At 32.8% G+C, this 16,143-nt stretch carries 19 protein-coding genes; 16 read left to right on the top strand and 3 right to left on the bottom strand.

Annotated elements, in window-relative coordinates:
* Nucleotides 1-21 precede the first annotated feature (21 nt).
* From BJG89_RS10505 to BJG89_RS10480, 6 genes are all read left to right on the top strand, one after another.
* Nucleotides 22-1,089 carry an NAD(P)H-dependent flavin oxidoreductase gene (locus tag BJG89_RS10505; protein WP_096810542.1) on the top strand — a complete coding sequence of 356 codons (1,068 nt, stop codon included), beginning with the start codon at nt 22-24 and terminating at the stop codon, nt 1,087-1,089.
* 193 nt (nt 1,090-1,282) lie between these two features.
* Nucleotides 1,283-2,131, top strand: coding sequence for a DUF72 domain-containing protein (locus BJG89_RS10500; protein WP_096811232.1), 849 nt, complete (start codon nt 1,283-1,285; stop codon nt 2,129-2,131).
* A 12-nt stretch (nt 2,132-2,143) separates the two neighbouring features.
* Entirely contained in the window at nt 2,144-2,968 is an 825-nt protein-coding gene (locus BJG89_RS10495) for a sulfite exporter TauE/SafE family protein (protein WP_096810541.1), read from the top strand.
* Nucleotides 2,969-2,988: 20 nt separating this feature from the next.
* On the top strand, nt 2,989-4,308 hold the full coding sequence (locus BJG89_RS10490; protein WP_096811231.1) for a bifunctional metallophosphatase/5'-nucleotidase: 1,320 nt from the start codon (nt 2,989-2,991) through the stop codon (nt 4,306-4,308).
* A gap of 81 nt (nt 4,309-4,389) precedes the next feature.
* Complete coding sequence (gene lipA / locus BJG89_RS10485) at nt 4,390-5,319, top strand: lipoyl synthase (protein WP_096810540.1); 930 nt, start codon at nt 4,390-4,392, stop codon at nt 5,317-5,319.
* 168 nt (nt 5,320-5,487) lie between these two features.
* Nucleotides 5,488-5,871: a YutD family protein gene (locus BJG89_RS10480; RefSeq protein WP_096810539.1), complete on the top strand. Its 384-nt coding sequence runs from the start codon at nt 5,488-5,490 to the stop codon at nt 5,869-5,871.
* A 263-nt stretch (nt 5,872-6,134) separates the two neighbouring features.
* Here the strand turns inward: BJG89_RS10480 and BJG89_RS10475 are convergent, their stop codons facing one another.
* A complete protein-coding gene (locus BJG89_RS10475) occupies nt 6,135-6,401 on the bottom strand; it encodes a DUF3055 domain-containing protein (RefSeq protein WP_096810538.1) in 267 nt (88 codons plus the stop codon).
* Nucleotides 6,402-6,544: 143 nt separating this feature from the next.
* Here BJG89_RS10475 and BJG89_RS10470 point away from each other — a divergent pair, with 143 nt between their 5' ends.
* From BJG89_RS10470 to dltD, 8 genes are all read left to right on the top strand, one after another.
* Nucleotides 6,545-6,979 carry a DUF86 domain-containing protein gene (locus BJG89_RS10470; RefSeq protein WP_096810537.1) on the top strand — a complete coding sequence of 145 codons (435 nt, stop codon included), beginning with the start codon at nt 6,545-6,547 and terminating at the stop codon, nt 6,977-6,979.
* Nucleotides 6,980-6,985: 6 nt separating this feature from the next.
* Nucleotides 6,986-7,765 (top strand): TIGR01457 family HAD-type hydrolase, encoded by a 780-nt coding sequence (locus BJG89_RS10465; protein WP_096811230.1) that lies wholly within the window; start codon nt 6,986-6,988, stop codon nt 7,763-7,765.
* A 10-nt stretch (nt 7,766-7,775) separates the two neighbouring features.
* Nucleotides 7,776-8,741 carry a 2-hydroxyacid dehydrogenase gene (locus BJG89_RS10460; protein ID WP_096810536.1) on the top strand — a complete coding sequence of 322 codons (966 nt, stop codon included), beginning with the start codon at nt 7,776-7,778 and terminating at the stop codon, nt 8,739-8,741.
* Nucleotides 8,742-9,057: 316 nt separating this feature from the next.
* Nucleotides 9,058-9,204 carry a teichoic acid D-Ala incorporation-associated protein DltX gene (locus BJG89_RS10455; protein WP_096810535.1) on the top strand — a complete coding sequence of 49 codons (147 nt, stop codon included), beginning with the start codon at nt 9,058-9,060 and terminating at the stop codon, nt 9,202-9,204.
* 14 nt (nt 9,205-9,218) lie between these two features.
* Entirely contained in the window at nt 9,219-10,682 is a 1,464-nt protein-coding gene (gene dltA, locus BJG89_RS10450) for a D-alanine--poly(phosphoribitol) ligase subunit DltA (protein ID WP_096810534.1), read from the top strand.
* A complete protein-coding gene (gene dltB / locus BJG89_RS10445) occupies nt 10,679-11,893 on the top strand; it encodes a D-alanyl-lipoteichoic acid biosynthesis protein DltB (protein ID WP_096810533.1) in 1,215 nt (404 codons plus the stop codon). Before dltA ends, dltB begins: the two co-directional genes overlap by 4 nt.
* A 17-nt stretch (nt 11,894-11,910) precedes the next feature.
* Nucleotides 11,911-12,147 carry a D-alanine--poly(phosphoribitol) ligase subunit 2 gene (dltC, locus tag BJG89_RS10440; protein WP_096810532.1) on the top strand — a complete coding sequence of 79 codons (237 nt, stop codon included), beginning with the start codon at nt 11,911-11,913 and terminating at the stop codon, nt 12,145-12,147.
* Nucleotides 12,144-13,289: a D-alanyl-lipoteichoic acid biosynthesis protein DltD gene (gene dltD, locus BJG89_RS10435; RefSeq protein ID WP_096810531.1), complete on the top strand. Its 1,146-nt coding sequence runs from the start codon at nt 12,144-12,146 to the stop codon at nt 13,287-13,289. The genes dltC and dltD overlap by 4 nt, the downstream gene beginning before the upstream one ends.
* A 237-nt stretch (nt 13,290-13,526) precedes the next feature.
* Here dltD and BJG89_RS10430 read toward each other — a convergent pair whose 3' ends face one another.
* Nucleotides 13,527-13,769 (bottom strand): NifU family protein, encoded by a 243-nt coding sequence (locus BJG89_RS10430; RefSeq protein ID WP_019469675.1) that lies wholly within the window; start codon nt 13,767-13,769, stop codon nt 13,527-13,529.
* Between the two features lie 107 nt (nt 13,770-13,876).
* On the opposite strand from BJG89_RS10430, the gene BJG89_RS10425 reads away from it, so the two are divergent.
* Nucleotides 13,877-14,188, top strand: a complete 312-nt coding sequence (locus tag BJG89_RS10425; protein ID WP_096810530.1) for a YuzD family protein — start codon at nt 13,877-13,879, stop codon at nt 14,186-14,188.
* Between the two features lie 88 nt (nt 14,189-14,276).
* Here the strand turns inward: BJG89_RS10425 and BJG89_RS10420 are convergent, their stop codons facing one another.
* Nucleotides 14,277-15,341 (bottom strand): NAD(P)/FAD-dependent oxidoreductase, encoded by a 1,065-nt coding sequence (locus BJG89_RS10420; RefSeq protein WP_096810529.1) that lies wholly within the window; start codon nt 15,339-15,341, stop codon nt 14,277-14,279.
* 564 nt (nt 15,342-15,905) lie between these two features.
* On the opposite strand from BJG89_RS10420, the gene BJG89_RS10415 reads away from it, so the two are divergent.
* A complete protein-coding gene (locus BJG89_RS10415) occupies nt 15,906-16,142 on the top strand; it encodes a YuzB family protein (RefSeq protein WP_096810528.1) in 237 nt (78 codons plus the stop codon).
* Nucleotide 16,143: the final 1 nt, after the last annotated feature.

Below are 16,143 nucleotides of genomic sequence, written 5' to 3'. Positions count from 1 at the left end.
TTAAATAAAGGGGTGTTTGATATGCACTTTTCTTCAAAGGTTACAGAAGTATTAGGTATTAAGTTGCCAATCATCCAAGCAGGGATGGCAGGGAGCACGACACCAGAATTAGTAGCAACTGTGAGCAATAGCGGTGGCCTCGGTACGATTGGCGCAGGTTATTTTACTGCAAATAGATTAGATTCAGAAATAACATACGTTCAAGAATTAACGGATTTACCCTTTGCTGTCAATTTATTTGTACCCAGTGAGCAATTATATGTGCCAGAAAATGTAGAACATATGAACGCTTGGTTAAAACCTTATAGAAGAGCACTAAACCTTGAAGAACCAGTCATTGATATTAGTGTAGAGCAGCAATTTAATGAAGCGATTAATGTTGTAATTGAAAAAGGGATTCCAGTGGTTTCATTTACTTTTGGCATACCTAAGCAGAGCGTCATTGAAAAGTTGAAAGCGCGTCAAATCACGCTTGTAGGTACTGCGACGTCTGTTGAAGAAGCGATTGCTAATGAAAGTGCTGGTATGGATGCCGTTATCGCACAAGGTAGTGAAGCGGGTGGCCATAGAGGGTCATTCACTGTGACTTCTGGTGATCATACGCCGTTAATTGGCACAATGTCACTTATACCTCAGGTTGTCGATAATGTAAGTATTCCAGTGATAGCTGCAGGTGGAATTATGGATGGGCGTGGCATAGTTGCAAGTATGGTCTTAGGCGCTGAAGCTGTACAAATGGGTACGGCCTTTTTAACTTCAGAGGAAAGTGGCGCATCTACATTATATAAAAATGCGATACAACATAGTAAAGAAACAGATACCGTGATTACTAATGTTTTTACAGGCAAACCGGCTAGAGGTATAGATAATGAGTTCATACATAAAATGGATTATTATGACGATGACATTCCAGATTATCCTATTCAAAATCAATTGACGAATGGTATTCGTAAAGCTGCAGCTCAAAAGGGTAATGCACAATGGACACATTTGTGGAGCGGCCAAAGTCCTAGGTTGTCACAATTTGTATCAGCGTCTGTGCTGATTGACAATATTGTTAAAGAAACACGTAGTATTCTCAATAAATAATTAGCTTAAATATGATTGAATGCACAGTTGCTATTTCTAAAAAGTATAGCAACTGTTTTTATTTTTATATTGAAATAATCATGTTTTTTGAGATTTTATTACGCTTGCTAGAAATTGATTGAAACATTGGAGGAATAAATTTAATCTAGTGAATCTCTTAAAAGATCTATGGTATCATGTAACTGGTGATACTATGATAAATATTGGATTAACGGGTTGGGGTGACCATGATATTTTATATGAAGATTTGCAACGTAAATCAGATAAATTGATTACATATGCGAGCCATTTTCCTATCGTGGAACTAGATGCGTCTTATTATGCTATACAACCTGAAAGAAATATTAGAAAATGGATAAGAGAAACACCAGAAAGATTTGAATTCATTGTTAAAATTCATCAAGCGTTAACATTACATGCAGATTATCATGATTTTGCTGAAACGAGACAGACACTGTTTAATCAGTTTAAAGCGATGTTGGAACCGTTAAAATCAGAACATAAATTAGCAATGGTATTAGTACAATTTCCGCCTTGGTTTGATTGTACTGCACAAAACATCACATATATTCGTTATGTACGAGAACAGTTGAAAGATTTTCCAGTATGTGTGGAATTTAGGCATCAATCTTGGTTTAATCAAACATATAAAGAAGAAACTTTAGGTTTTTTAACAGACTATGACATTATTCATGCAGTATGCGATGAACCACAAGCTGGTCAAGGTTCCATACCACTAATTAATCGCATTACGAATGAAACAGCATTCGTTCGTTATCACGGTCGGAATATATATGGTTGGACTAAAAAAGATATGACAGATGAAGCGTGGAGAGATGTAAGATATCTATATGATTACAACAAGCAAGAACTTACAGATTTAGCGCAAAAAGTTAAACTATTAGAACAAAAAGCTAAAAATATTTACGTAGTGTTTAATAATAATTCTGGTGGTCATGCTGCTCAAAATGCAAAAACATACCAAAAGTTATTAGGTATTGATTATGAAGGCTTAGCACCACAACAATTAAAATTATTTTAGGAGCGATAAAACATGTTAACAATAATCATATTGATTTTAATTGGTGGTTTATCAGCCATCCTAGGATCTCTTGTTGGTATTGGCGGGGGCATCATTATCGTCCCTACATTAGTTTATTTAGGTGTAGAAAATGATTTATTACAAGGTATCACACCTCAAATTGCAATTGGTACATCTTCATTGATTTTGATTATTACAGGATTATCATCAACATTAGGCTATTTGAAAACAAAACAAGTAGACGTTAAAAATGGCTCAATCTTTTTATTCGGCTTATTACCAGGCTCATTAATTGGTTCTATACTAAGCCGTTTTTTAACATTAGATTCCTTTAATTTATACTTTGGTGTCTTCTTGATATTTGTAGCTGTTTTACTCATGATTAGAAATAATATAGAACCAATGAAGATGTTTAATAAACCTAAATATGAACGTACATATGTTGACGGTTATGGTCGAACATATCATTATAGCGTACCGCCAGTTTTAGCATTTATAGCAACACTATTTATCGGTATACTGACTGGTTTATTTGGTATCGGAGGGGGGGCGTTAATGACGCCATTAATGCTTATCGTTTTCAGATTTCCTCCCCATGTGGCGGTCGGTACAAGTATGATGATGATTTTCTTTTCAAGTGTGATGAGCTCTGTTGGGCACATTGCACAAGGACACGTAGCTTGGGTTTATTCGATTGTCTTAATTATCTCTAGTTATATCGGCGCTAAAATAGGCGTGAAAGTGAATCAATCTATAAAATCAAATACTGTCGTTATGTTACTAAGAACAGTTATGCTAATAATGGGACTATATTTAATCATAAAATCATTTTTATAAACTAAGAGGAGGGACCCATGGTGAAATTAACTATTTACCATACAAATGATATTCACAGTCATTTGCATGAGTACGAACGTATTTCCGAATATTTAGCTCAAGAGAGACCCAAATTAGATCATCCCTCGCTCTATTTAGATATTGGAGACCATGTTGATTTATCAGCCCCTGTTACAGAAGCTACGATGGGCATAAAGAATGTTGAACTTTTAAATAAAGCACATTGTGATATAGCGACAATTGGGAATAATGAAGGTATGACTATTTCGCATGAAGCTTTAAATACACTTTATGACAATGCAAAATTTGATGTGACGTGTGCGAATGTTTTTGATGAGCAAGGCCAATTACCGCGTAATATCACCTCATCTATAATTAAAGAAATAAACGGTGTGCGTATATTATTTGTTGCAGCAACAGCACCATTCACACCATTCTATAGAGCACTAGACTGGGTCGTTACTGATCCATTAGAAGCAATTAAAGATGAAATTAGCGCTAATGAAGATGCTTATGACTTATTAATCATTATGAGTCACGTAGGTGTGTTCTTTGATGAGAAATTATGCCAAGAAATTCCAGAAATTGATTTAATATTAGGTAGTCATACGCATCATTATTTTGAAAAAGGTGAAATCAATAATGGTGTTTTAATGGCAGCTGCAGGTAAATACGGCCGTTTTATAGGTGAAGTAACATTAGAAATTGAACACGATACAGTTGTAGATAAACATGCAGTGATTTATCCAGTAGAAACATTACCAGAAGTAGTGACACACTTCGAAGCAGAAGGTAAAGCTTTATTAAGCGACGCGGTCATTGATCATCCGATTAACTTACCAAGAAGAACAGATGTCATAACTCAAACGTCTTATATGTTAGCTGAAAGTGTATTTGAATTTACAAATGCAGACTGCACAATCATCAATGCGGGTTTAATTGTAAAAGGTATTTCAGCCAACCAAGTCACGGAATTTGATATTCATCAAATGTTACCTCACCCTATCAATGCAGTACGTATTCGATTAAATGGTTTAGAATTAAAAAATGTTATTATTAAAAGTCAAAAGCAAGAGTACCTTCATGAACACGCGCAAGGCCTAGGCTTCAGAGGAGATATATTTGGTGGTTACGTTCTATATAATTTAGGGCTGATTGAATCTGAATCAAGATACTTTATTAACGGTGAAGAAATTGAAGACGACAAAACTTATGTGCTTGGCACAGTGGATATGTATACATTCGGTCGTTATTTTCCGACTTTAAAAGAACAATCTATCGATTATTTAATGCCAGAGTTTTTAAGAGATATTTACAAAGAAAAATTACTTGGTTATTAAAATATTACATTTTACGTTTTAATTTAATCCGATTTTCGTTATAATGATTACAGATTTCAAATCAGGAGGAATTGTGCGGTTATGGCTACTAAAAATGAAGAAATTTTACGTAAACCCGATTGGTTAAAAATAAAACTGAATACTAACGAAAACTACACTGGTCTCAAGAAAATGATGAGAGAAAAGAATTTAAATACAGTGTGTGAAGAAGCAAAATGTCCTAATATACACGAATGTTGGGGTGAACGTCGAACTGCTACATTTATGATTTTAGGCGCAGTTTGTACACGTGCATGTCGTTTTTGTGCCGTTAAAACAGGATTACCAAATGAGTTAGATTTAGATGAGCCAGAACGCGTGGCAGAATCTGTTGAATTAATGAATTTAAAGCATGTTGTAATTACAGCAGTTGCGCGAGATGATTTAAGAGATGCCGGTTCCAATGTTTATGCTGAAACAGTTCGTAAAGTGCGCGAGCGTAACCCTTATACGTCGATAGAAATATTACCGTCTGATATGGGTGGCGATTACGAAGCATTAGAAACCTTAATGGCTTCAAAGCCAGATATTTTAAACCATAATATTGAAACAGTTCGTCGTTTAACACCTAGAGTTCGTGCTAGAGCGACTTATGACCGTACTTTAGAATTTTTAAGACGTTCTAAAGCATTACAACCTGATATACCAACAAAATCTAGTTTAATGGTGGGCTTAGGTGAAACTCACGAAGAAATTTATGAAACAATGGATGATTTACGTGCAAATGATGTTGATATCTTAACCATTGGTCAATATTTGCAACCTTCACGTAAACATTTAAAAGTTGAAAAATATTATACACCTTTAGAATTTGGTAAATTAAGAAAAGTAGCCATGGATAAAGGATTCAAACATTGCCAAGCAGGACCACTTGTGAGAAGTTCTTATCATGCAGATGAACAAGTTAACGAAGCTGCAAAAGAAAGACATCGTTTAGGTGAAGAAAAACTTGGTGTAGATTCTAATATTTAAATATAGATATTAAATACAAAGACTTAGTTCATTTTGGAAATTAGCGATGCCCGTTAATTAAATGATGGACTAAGTCTTTATTAGCAATAGAAAAGTTATTTTACTGACTTCTCGTATGTAAGTTTAGTATGGTTTTATTAAAAATAACAATTAGATTAGGTGAATATAATGATAAAAGTGAATAGTTTCTATTTTGAAATTATAGAAGAATACCGAGAATGTTTTGATGAAGAATTATTTGCGCAACGGTACGCAGATATTTTAGATAAATATGATTATATCGTCGGAGATTTTGGATATGACCAATTAAGATTAAAAGGCTTCTATAAAGATTCAAATAAAAAGGCAGAATTGAGTAAACGATTCTCAACGATTCAAGATTATTTATTAGAATATTGCAATTTTGGTTGTCCATATTTTATTTTGAAAAAAATTCCAGAGGATGAAGTGCCATCTCAAATTGAAGATGATGATGACGTTGAATTAACATTTGAAAAAAATAAATTACAAGATGTAAAAATCCAGCCGACGATTCAAGATACAGAAAAATAATAGGATGTTATATTCAAGTATATGACAATCTCAACATAGCTAAGTTAGCATCATAGATTAATTCAGTAACTATAAAAATAAATAGATCATAGTATACTAGACCCATAAAGCTGTGTATGATTGAATTTTAAAATACGGACGATAAACCAAAAACACAAAAAGACTACAACCATTTTTATTGGGTTGTAGATTTTTGTGTTTTTAATCTGATAGTTTTGGTTTATTTGGTATTTAACATATAACGCGTTTAATTTTTATTTTAATTATTGTATAACTTGGTTAAGATATTCTGTGATTTCATTGCCTTCATCTTCTGTTACCCCTAAGATATGTGCAATATAACCTTCCTCTTCTAAATCATCTGTACCAATAATGCCAAATTTATTTGTCTGCATATTTAAAACGATTGTTTTACCAAAATGGCGATCGGTTTGTACAAGCATTAAATCATAACGGCTAAATTCTCCAACAAATCCTACAAATTGCACCTGTGATGATTCATTATCATCATAAAGATACATATCTATCATATAAACATCCTTTCACAATTGAGCTATGAGATTATTTAATTATTAAGGACAATTCTATATCAAAAAGTCTTAATTTACAGTATAACCATAAATGAATTTGACTGCAAAGGTATGGTATGATGAGAATGATAGGAGTGACGTAGATGTATTTTGTTAATAAAGATAAGTTAGATAAAAAGTTAAATTACTTACAAGAATTAGTTAATGATTATCCTAACCATAAAGATAACCATTACGCATTCGAAAGAATTTCACAAATGTTGATAGAATCATCTGTAGATATTGGTAATATGATTATAGATGGTTTTATTTTAAGAGATCCAGGAAATTACAAAGATGTTATAGATATTTTAGAATTAGAAAATGTTATTTCTAAAGATACACAAAGTAATATCAATCAAACCGTTGATGAAAGAAAACAATTCGTACATTATTATGATGAACTTGAAACGACACAGTTAGTACCGCTTTTTGATAGAACGCTTGATTATTATCAACAATTTATTGATGAAGTTATCCAGTTTTTAAAAAATGAAAATGTCCCGATTACAGCATTTGGCCAAAAAGGAGAGAAATAAGCTTTGATGAAACATTATAAAGCGTACCTTATCGATTTAGATGGTACGATGTACAAAGGTAACGAACAAATTGATGGTGCAACACAGTTTATTGAGTATTTAAATAAACATGAGATTCCACATTTATTTGTAACGAATAATTCAACAAAAGAACCTGCCGAAGTAGTAGAAAAATTAAAAGCAATGGGCGTGACAGCTAAGCCAGATGAAGTAGTAACTTCAGCGATAGCTACCGCAGAATATATTGCTGAAGCACACCCAGGAGCTTCAATTTATATGTTGGGTGGCTCTGGTTTAGAACAAGCGTTAACGAATCATGGTTTAGTCATTAAAAATGATGAGTTCGTAGATTACGTAGTTATTGGCTTAGACGAAGCTGTAACTTATGAGAAATTGGCAACTGCTACATTAGGCGTGCGTAATGGGGCGACATTTATATCAACTAATAAAGATGTTTCTATACCGAAAGAACGTGGATTTTTACCGGGAAATGGCGCTATTACAAGCGTTGTATCCACATCGACAGGCGTTCAACCTACATTTATTGGTAAACCAGAACCTATTATTATGAATAAGGCGATGGAGATTTTAGGTTTAGATTGTTCTGAAGTGGCAATGGTGGGCGATTTATATGATACTGATATACTTTCTGGCATCAACGTTAATATGGATACAATTCATGTCCAAACTGGCGTTTCTTCGTTAGATGAAGTAAAACTTAAAGACGTTCCACCGACATACAGTTTTAAAGATTTAAATGAGGTAATCAAAGAACTCGAAATATAGGAGTGATTGAATGCAAAAAATTGTAGTGAGTAGAAAGATTCCAGAAAAATTCATTAAGCAATTAGAAACTATAGGTGAAGTAGAAGTGTGGGATGCATCATATAAGCCTATGCCGCGGGATAAATTTTTAATTGCTTTAAAAGATGCAACAGCATGCTTTGTCACATTGAGTGAAAAAATGGATGAAGAAGTTATTGAAGCTGCACCTAATCTTAAAGTCATAGCAAATATGGCAGTTGGCTATGACAATATTGATGTGCAACTAATGCAAAGCAAAGATATTGTGGTTACTAATACACCAGGCGTTTTGACAGAAACAACAGCAGAATTAGGATTCACTTTGATGCTTGCAGTAGCAAGACGTGTAGTTGAAGCGGAATCGTACGTTCAAAATGGTGAATGGCAAAGTTGGGGTCCGTATTTATTTGCGGGCAAGGATTTATTCCATGCGAACGTCGGTATTTATGGTATGGGGGATATTGGTAAAGCATTTGCGAGACGATTAAAAGGTTTTAACACTAATATTATGTATCATAATAGAACAAGACGCCCAGATGATGAAGAAGCACTTGGTGCCTTATACGTTCCATTTGAAACCTTATTAAAAGAGAGTGACTTTATCGTTTGTACCGCGCCGCTTACAGCAGAAACACGAGACAAATTTGATGAAAAAGCATTTAAAATGATGAAAAATGACGCCGTTTTCATTAATATTGGTAGAGGTGCAATAGTTGATGAAGAAGCGTTAGTATCAGCATTACAAAATGAAGAAATAAAAGCATGTGGTTTAGATGTTTTGAGAGAAGAACCTATTGATACGACGCATCCCTTATTATCAATGAAAAATGCAACTATACTCCCTCATATTGGGAGTGCATCAGTGATTACAAGAGATCGTATGGTACAACTTTGTGTAGATAATATTCAGTTAGTATTAAATGAGAAACAGCCTAAAACACCAGTAACCATAAATTAATTAAAAAAGCAGTTATCGAATAATTCGATAACTGCTTTTTTATATTTTCTTTACACGACTTAAAACATAATATATTTGTAATATAAATTAAAGTGCAAAGTATTTTGGAAAATAATAATTATGACTCTTTTATTTATAGGACATCTAACAATTTTGTTATATAGATGCATAAATATTTAATTGTATTAACGTAGAAAAAATTGTATAATTAATTGATGAAAAAGTTGAATATTTTTATAAAGTTTAACGTACAAAATTTAAAAGTTGATTTAATAAACATATTTAACTATAAATGGATAAAAATAAGAGGTGAAATATGCAAAAGGAAATCAATAAACAACCTTCTTTTCAAACATTCAAACCATGGTTATTAACTATCATGTACTTGGTTATTTTAATAGCCTTATACTTAATTTATGGTACTGGCGATACACATAATAACTTTATATATAATGAATTTTAATGAAGGAGACTAGCATGAAAGACATCATTCAGACAATTATAGAGAATGGAAAAAATTTTCCAGACCAAGTTGCAGTTAAGCACAACGATGAAAGTTTGACATATGAAGCATTAAACCAGTATGCGGACCACCTTGCTGTTATATTAAAAGATACTAAAAGCCCATTGATTTTATATGGGCACATGTCCCCGTATATGATAGTAGGAATGATAGGAAGTATTAAGGCAGGTTGTGGTTATGTACCGATTGATACCTCTACTCCTCAAGAGCGCGTTGTATCTATTATAAATAAAATAGCGCCCCAATATTTATTAAATACGACTGATGCGCAGTTACACATAGAGGGACCATCTATTATTACAACAACAGCATTATTAAACGTAGATGGAGATAGTCCCATAGAAAATAGTATAAATGATTCAGCTATAGCCTATACTATTTTTACATCAGGTTCTACTGGTGAACCTAAAGGCGTACAAATTAGTTATGAAAGTTTGAACCTCTTTACAAATTGGATGATACAACTAAATCAATTAGGATTAAACCAACAGTGGTTAAACCAAGCGCCATTTTCATTTGATCTATCTGTTATGTCTATTTATCCTTGTTTAGCAACAGCAGGGACGTTGAACTTAGTAGATAAAACAATGATCAATAAACCTAAGTTATTAAATCAAATGTTAGAAGAAACGCAGATCAATGTATGGGTATCCACTCCTTCTTTTATGGAAATGTGTTTGATGTTACCCCATTTAACAGAAGCGCATTATAGTAGTTTGAAAGAGTTTTTCTTTTGTGGTGAGATGCTCGCTCATAGAACTGCTCAATTATTACAACAACGTTTTCCTTCTGCGTTTATTTATAACACTTACGGACCGACAGAAGCTACTGTAGCAGTAACAAGTGTGTTGATTACTGAAGACATTATTAAAAAATATAACCCTTTACCAGTAGGCATACCACAATCAGGAACAAGTTTAACTTTAACGGAGGAGGGCGAACTTGTAATTTTAGGAAAATGTGTGAGTGAAGGGTATGTTAAAGATAAGACGCGTTCAGAGAAAGTGTTTAAAATGCAAGATGGACAGAAAGCTTACTATACAGGCGATAAAGCACAATTAAAAGACAACCAATGGTTTATAAATGGTCGGATCGATTATCAAATTAAATTAAATGGTTATCGAATGGAACTTGAAGAAATAGAGTGTCAGTTACGTGAAGTAGATTATGTTAGAGAAGCCATTGTTGTGCCAATGTACCGAGACGGGAAAGTGATCAATTTAAATGCTGTAGTTGTTCTTAATCATGTTGAAGACCATATGGATAACCAAACTATAACGCACCAAATAAAAAAGGAATTAAAACGTTTAATTCCTGAGTACATGATTCCTAAAAAGATAACTTATACAGATAAATTACCACTTACAATGAACGGAAAGTTAGATCGTAAGAAGATTGCTGAGGATTTATTGAAATGATTCCATACGGTGACTTTACATTCTTTTTTATAGCATTTTTATTATTAATACCAGTTATCATATTAGGGTTTTTGGGGAAACGTAGCAGAATTTATAATGGTTTAAGTACAGCCATCATGATTATGTTAATATTCTCTTCTGATAAACATAATCTTTTTGGACAAACGTATTTAAGCGTGCAACTAATCAATTTTTTACTTTATATTATATGGCAAGTAGTCATTATTATGTATTATTGGTACGCTCGCGCCAAAAACAATAAAATAACAATATTTATTACAGTCATTACGCTTTCTATCTTGCCCCTTGTAATAGTGAAAGTCATGCAGAGTTCATGGTTTGGAGCAGTACAATTAAAACTTCATGAAAACAAAGTAGTTGAGTTTATAGGGTTTTTAGGAATTTCATATGTGACGTTTAAAAGTGTTCAGTTATTAATGGAAATTAGAGATGGTTCAATCAAAGAAGTACGTTTTTGGAAAGTCATACAATTTATATCTTTCTTTCCAACGATTTCTTCAGGGCCGATTGATCGTTACAAGCGATTTGTTAAAGATGAAAATAAAGTTTTAAATGGCAATGAGTATAGTAGTTTATTTGCTAAAGCAATCCATTTGATCATGTTAGGTTTTTTATATAAATATATTATTGCATATTTAATACAAACATTTGCTATTAATCCAATGATGCTAGATTTTACAGGTATGATAACAAAGTGGTTGTACATGTATGCTTATAGTTTATATTTATTCTTTGATTTTGCTGGTTATTCATTATTTGCTATCGCATTTAGTTACATATATGGCATTCAAACACCACCAAACTTCAAACAACCATTTAAAGCTAAAAATATTAAAGACTTCTGGAACAGATGGCACATGTCATTGTCTTTTTGGTTTAGAGATTGTATTTACATGCGTTCACTATTTTTTATGTCAAAGAAAAAGTTATTAAAAAATCAATTTGCAATGTCGAATGTTGCTTTTTTCTTAAACTTTTTAATTATGGGTATTTGGCATGGTATTGAAATATATTATATATTATATGGTTTATATCATGCGGCACTATTTATAGGTTATGGTTATTACGAAAAGTGGCGAAAAAAACACCCGCCACGTTGGCAAAATAAATATACCACTGCTTTAAGTATTATTGTGACATTTCATTTTATAACATTTGGTTTTCTTATCTTTTCTGGGAAACTGTTTTAAAATTAGGAGGAATTATAATGGAATTTAGAGAACAAGTATTAGCGTTATTAGCTGAAGTAACTGAAAATAACATCGTGAAAGAAAATCCAGATATCGCATTATTTGAAGAAGGCATTATTGATTCATTTCAAACAGTTGGGCTTTTATTAGAAATTCAAAACCAATTAGAGATTGAAGTTTCTATCATGGACTTTGATAGGGACGAATGGGCAACGCCTAATAAGATAGTAGCGGTACTAGAAGAATTACGATGAAAATAAAACCTTTTACCCCAATTATTATTAGCCTTTGTTTATTTGGAATTTTCTTAATATTACCATCAAGTTGGTTTAGCGGATTAATTACTACAAAAACATTGGAAAAACAACGCATTGCATTATCTGACCAAGTATTAAAAGGTACTTTAATCCAAGACAAAATGTTTCGTTCAAATGCATTTTATCCTATATATGGATCGAGCGAACTAGAAAAAGATGATCCATTTAACCCAGCCATCTTATTACGTGATCAAACGGTATATTCACAACAACCATTTTTAATTGGAACGGGCGGATCTACTGACTTGATTAATGCAATAGAATTAGCAGCACAGTATGACAATTTAAAAGGAAAGAAAATGGCTTTTATTATTTCGCCCCAATGGTTTACGAATCACGGGTTGACGAATAAGAATTTTGATGCGCGCATTTCAAAAACGCAATTAAATCATTTATTTAACCAAAAAAAATTAAGCCCGGAACTTAAACAACGTTACGCGAAGAGATTATTGAGTTTTAAAAATGTATATAATAGAAATTATTTAGAAAAAATGTCTAAAGACAATGTAAGTGAGACAGACCACTATTTATCATCATTTAATACCACTCAATTCGAGAAAATTGAAGCGATCAAATCACGCGTGCCACTTTCAAAAACAGAATTAACAGATACCGAGCCTATTACAGCTCAAGAGGCATCCTGGCAAGCTATTCGTAAGCAAGCTGAAATTCATGGTGCAAAACACTCACAATCAAATGCATTTAAGATTAGAGATGAGTATTGGGACTTAATAAAAGCGCATAAACGCAAAATTAATAGAGATTACGAATTTAATGCGCATTCGCCAGAATTCAAAGATTTAGAGTTACTAGTAGACACAATGCGTGAAGCTGGCGCTGATGTTGAATATATTAGTATCCCTTCAAATGGCAAATGGTATGATCATATTGGCGTTCATAAAGAAAAACGTCAAAAAGTGTATGATAAAATTAATCACACTGTTATTAGTCGTGGTGGGCGAATTTATGATATGACAGATAAAGATTATGAACCGTACGTGATTAGTGATGCGGTACATATAGGATGGAAGGGTTGGGCTTATATTAGTGAGCATATTGCGCAACATATGCATCGCTGACTAACAGGTAATAGTATACCTTTATTTATAATTTGAAACATATTTTAAAAATCATGATATAAATGTAACATGAATCGGACCCGAAAATGCTTGCTATAAGCTTATTTTCGGGTCCAATTCGTCAATGCCTAAGTAGGACTATGATGTTTTTAGAAAATGGGCTTGTTGTCTCTCTAAGTGAAGGATTCTAAAGCATTTAAATCTTGTGTTGTTTTTATTTATAAATGAGTTAATAAACTAGAATACTTGTTCTACTTCGACTACTCCAGGTACTTCTTCATGCAAAGCACGCTCGATGCCTGCTTTTAATGTGATTGTTGAACTTGGGCATGTACCGCATGCACCGTGTAATTGAAGTTTAACGATTCCGTCTTCTACATCTACAAGTGAACAGTCGCCACCATCACGTAGTAAGAAGGGACGTAATTTTTCAATAACTTCTGCTACTTGATCAAACATTGTTACGTTTTCAGTTGGCATGGAAATGCCTCCTTTCAAGTATATTATTTCATTTTCTATCTATCTTTTTATTATAATAGATATATAAGAAAAAATCTATCAATCAAGACAAAAGGGGATAAGTTAATATGAATAAAGTAAGTGTAGTCGTTTATGGCGCAGATATTGTGTGTGCGAGTTGTGTCAATGCACCGACAGCTCGAAATACGTATGATTGGTTGCAACCGTTGTTAAAAAGAAAATATCCAGATACACAATTTGAATTTACGTATATTGATATTGAAAAAGATACAGAAAATTTAACTGACCATGATCAGCAATATATTGAACGTATTCAAGAAGATGAATTATTCTATCCGCTTGTCACTATGAATGATGAGTATGTTTCAGATGGATATGTTCAACTAAGAGATATCACTCAATTTATGGAGCGTCATTAATTATTTAATAAAGACACGGCCGTGTACTTTTCGAGTTAATGTATTAAAGAAAAGTCAGGTCGTGTCTTTATTTTAATATTATACAAGTTTAGCCATTATGGTATTTATATAACCATAATACGCCTGATTTTAAGATTGAGGCTAACCGACCAGTAACAGTTCGGTCCATAATATATGCAAATCCTTTTTTGTCGCCTAAAGAACCTAAGAACCCTTGAACTTTAAGTTCAGGCATTTTTTCGGGAAGTGGTTTACCTTGCCATTGTAACTTCATCACATCAGCAATTTGATCACCTTGAACTTCTGCAAGTTGTGCACTAGGTGCATGAGGTAAATCTGCACAGTCACCAACAACATATACGTTTTTATAAGTAGGCACTTGGTGATATTGATTTAATATAACGCGCCCATCTTTACTAATATCGATTGGTAGATTTCTAACAATTTCAACGGGTTGGATACCTGCTGTCCATACAATTAAATCTAATTCTTCTGGCACATCATTATTAAAAATCTTACCAGGTTCTACACGATTAATATCAGAATTTGGTACTACAGTTACGTCATTTTTTTTAAACCAATTTTCTATATAACGACTTAACTTTTCAGGGAAACGACGTAAGATACGCTCTCCACGATCATATAGGAAGATTTGTAAGTCTTCACGACTTTCGCGTAATTCACTTGCTAGTTCAATGCCGCTTAAACCAGCGCCTACAATGCCTACCTTAGCCCCGTTAGGTAATTCGCTAATATGGTGAAATGTTTCGCGTGAACTAGATAATGTTTGAATACTATGTGTATATTCCGAAGCGCCTGGAACGTTGTGATATTTGTCCTCACATCCTAGTCCTATAACTAATTCATCATAATCCACTTTCGTATTTCCAACAGAAACTATTTGGTCCTCTAAATTAATATCATTAATTTCTCCATATACGGTGTTAATACGCTCTGAATCTGGGAAATTCATACGAATATCTTTGTCTGACTTTGTGCCAGCAGCTAATTCATAGAATTCTGGTTTCAGACCATGATAAGGCATACGATCAATCAATGTAATAGAATAATTTTCAGGAAGTGCAGATGGTAAAATATGAGACATAATACGCATATTACCATATCCGCCACCTAATAGTACTAAGTTTTTCATTTATGATACCCCTCTAGTAAAAATAGTATTGATCAATTTAATAATAGCATGATGGTTTCGTAATGAACCATCAATGTTATTATCTTATTTTGTCAATGTAAGTTAATAAATATAATGTGGTTAAATCATATTCGTTTTTTCATTGAACGAAACACTAAATTTTAAAATAAGCTTACTTAAAATTATTATATGCTTTTTTGTATACTTCTACAAATAAAGACGATGCGTCATAATTTGTAAAATATAATAATTTTGAATACAAAACGATGATAACAATATATATAAATGCTGTGAATGGCGTTTTATACGAAAATATATATCGCTTTAATTTAATTTTGACAAAAAATTTTAAGCACATAAAAAATACAATCATAAATTTAAAATTTTACGTGTTAGTAAATGCGGTTTAGTATGGAAAAGTTAACATCAATGCAATGATAAAATAAGCAACGTAATTTAAAAAAATACGATTTTAAAAAATTGAATTATATAAGCTAGTATGTAGTCAGTTAGGGATTGTTTTTGTTATAATTATTAAACTGACAATTAATGAGAGGGTGTAATATGAATCCAATAGTTGAGTTCTGCATTTCGAATTTAGCGAAAGGCGGAGATTATGTATATAATCAACTTGAAAATGATCCAGGAGTTGATGTTTTAGAATATGGTTGTTTACAAAACTGTGGTATTTGCTCAAGTGGCTTGTATGCATTAGTAAACGGTGATATCGTTGAAGGAGAATCACCAGACGACTTATTACAAAACATTTATGCACATATAGAAGAAACATGGATTTTCTAAG

Source organism: Staphylococcus nepalensis, assembly GCF_002442935.1.
GTDB classification, from domain to species: domain Bacteria; phylum Bacillota; class Bacilli; order Staphylococcales; family Staphylococcaceae; genus Staphylococcus; species Staphylococcus nepalensis.
This window is presented reverse-complemented; position numbering and strand designations above follow the sequence as displayed.

Excerpts from the sequence above, each read along its gene's own strand:
- BJG89_RS10480 (WP_096810539.1), top strand. The coding sequence starts at position 5,488 with ATGATAAAAGTGAATAGTTTCTATTTTGAAATTATAGAAGAATACCGA.
- lipA (WP_096810540.1), top strand. The coding sequence starts at position 4,390 with ATGGCTACTAAAAATGAAGAAATTTTACGTAAACCCGATTGGTTAAAA.
- BJG89_RS10470 (WP_096810537.1), top strand. The coding sequence starts at position 6,545 with ATGTATTTTGTTAATAAAGATAAGTTAGATAAAAAGTTAAATTACTTA.
- BJG89_RS10455 (WP_096810535.1), top strand. The coding sequence starts at position 9,058 with ATGCAAAAGGAAATCAATAAACAACCTTCTTTTCAAACATTCAAACCA.
- dltB (WP_096810533.1), top strand. The coding sequence starts at position 10,679 with ATGATTCCATACGGTGACTTTACATTCTTTTTTATAGCATTTTTATTA.
- BJG89_RS10425 (WP_096810530.1), top strand. The coding sequence starts at position 13,877 with ATGAATAAAGTAAGTGTAGTCGTTTATGGCGCAGATATTGTGTGTGCG.
- BJG89_RS10475 (WP_096810538.1), bottom strand. The coding sequence starts at position 6,401 with ATGATAGATATGTATCTTTATGATGATAATGAATCATCACAGGTGCAA.
- dltC (WP_096810532.1), top strand. The coding sequence starts at position 11,911 with ATGGAATTTAGAGAACAAGTATTAGCGTTATTAGCTGAAGTAACTGAA.
- BJG89_RS10505 (WP_096810542.1), top strand. The coding sequence starts at position 22 with ATGCACTTTTCTTCAAAGGTTACAGAAGTATTAGGTATTAAGTTGCCA.
- BJG89_RS10415 (WP_096810528.1), top strand. The coding sequence starts at position 15,906 with ATGAATCCAATAGTTGAGTTCTGCATTTCGAATTTAGCGAAAGGCGGA.
- BJG89_RS10420 (WP_096810529.1), bottom strand. The coding sequence starts at position 15,341 with ATGAAAAACTTAGTACTATTAGGTGGCGGATATGGTAATATGCGTATT.
- BJG89_RS10500 (WP_096811232.1), top strand. The coding sequence starts at position 1,283 with ATGATAAATATTGGATTAACGGGTTGGGGTGACCATGATATTTTATAT.
- BJG89_RS10460 (WP_096810536.1), top strand. The coding sequence starts at position 7,776 with ATGCAAAAAATTGTAGTGAGTAGAAAGATTCCAGAAAAATTCATTAAG.
- BJG89_RS10465 (WP_096811230.1), top strand. The coding sequence starts at position 6,986 with ATGAAACATTATAAAGCGTACCTTATCGATTTAGATGGTACGATGTAC.
- BJG89_RS10430 (WP_019469675.1), bottom strand. The coding sequence starts at position 13,769 with ATGCCAACTGAAAACGTAACAATGTTTGATCAAGTAGCAGAAGTTATT.
- BJG89_RS10495 (WP_096810541.1), top strand. The coding sequence starts at position 2,144 with ATGTTAACAATAATCATATTGATTTTAATTGGTGGTTTATCAGCCATC.
- dltD (WP_096810531.1), top strand. The coding sequence starts at position 12,144 with ATGAAAATAAAACCTTTTACCCCAATTATTATTAGCCTTTGTTTATTT.
- dltA (WP_096810534.1), top strand. The coding sequence starts at position 9,219 with ATGAAAGACATCATTCAGACAATTATAGAGAATGGAAAAAATTTTCCA.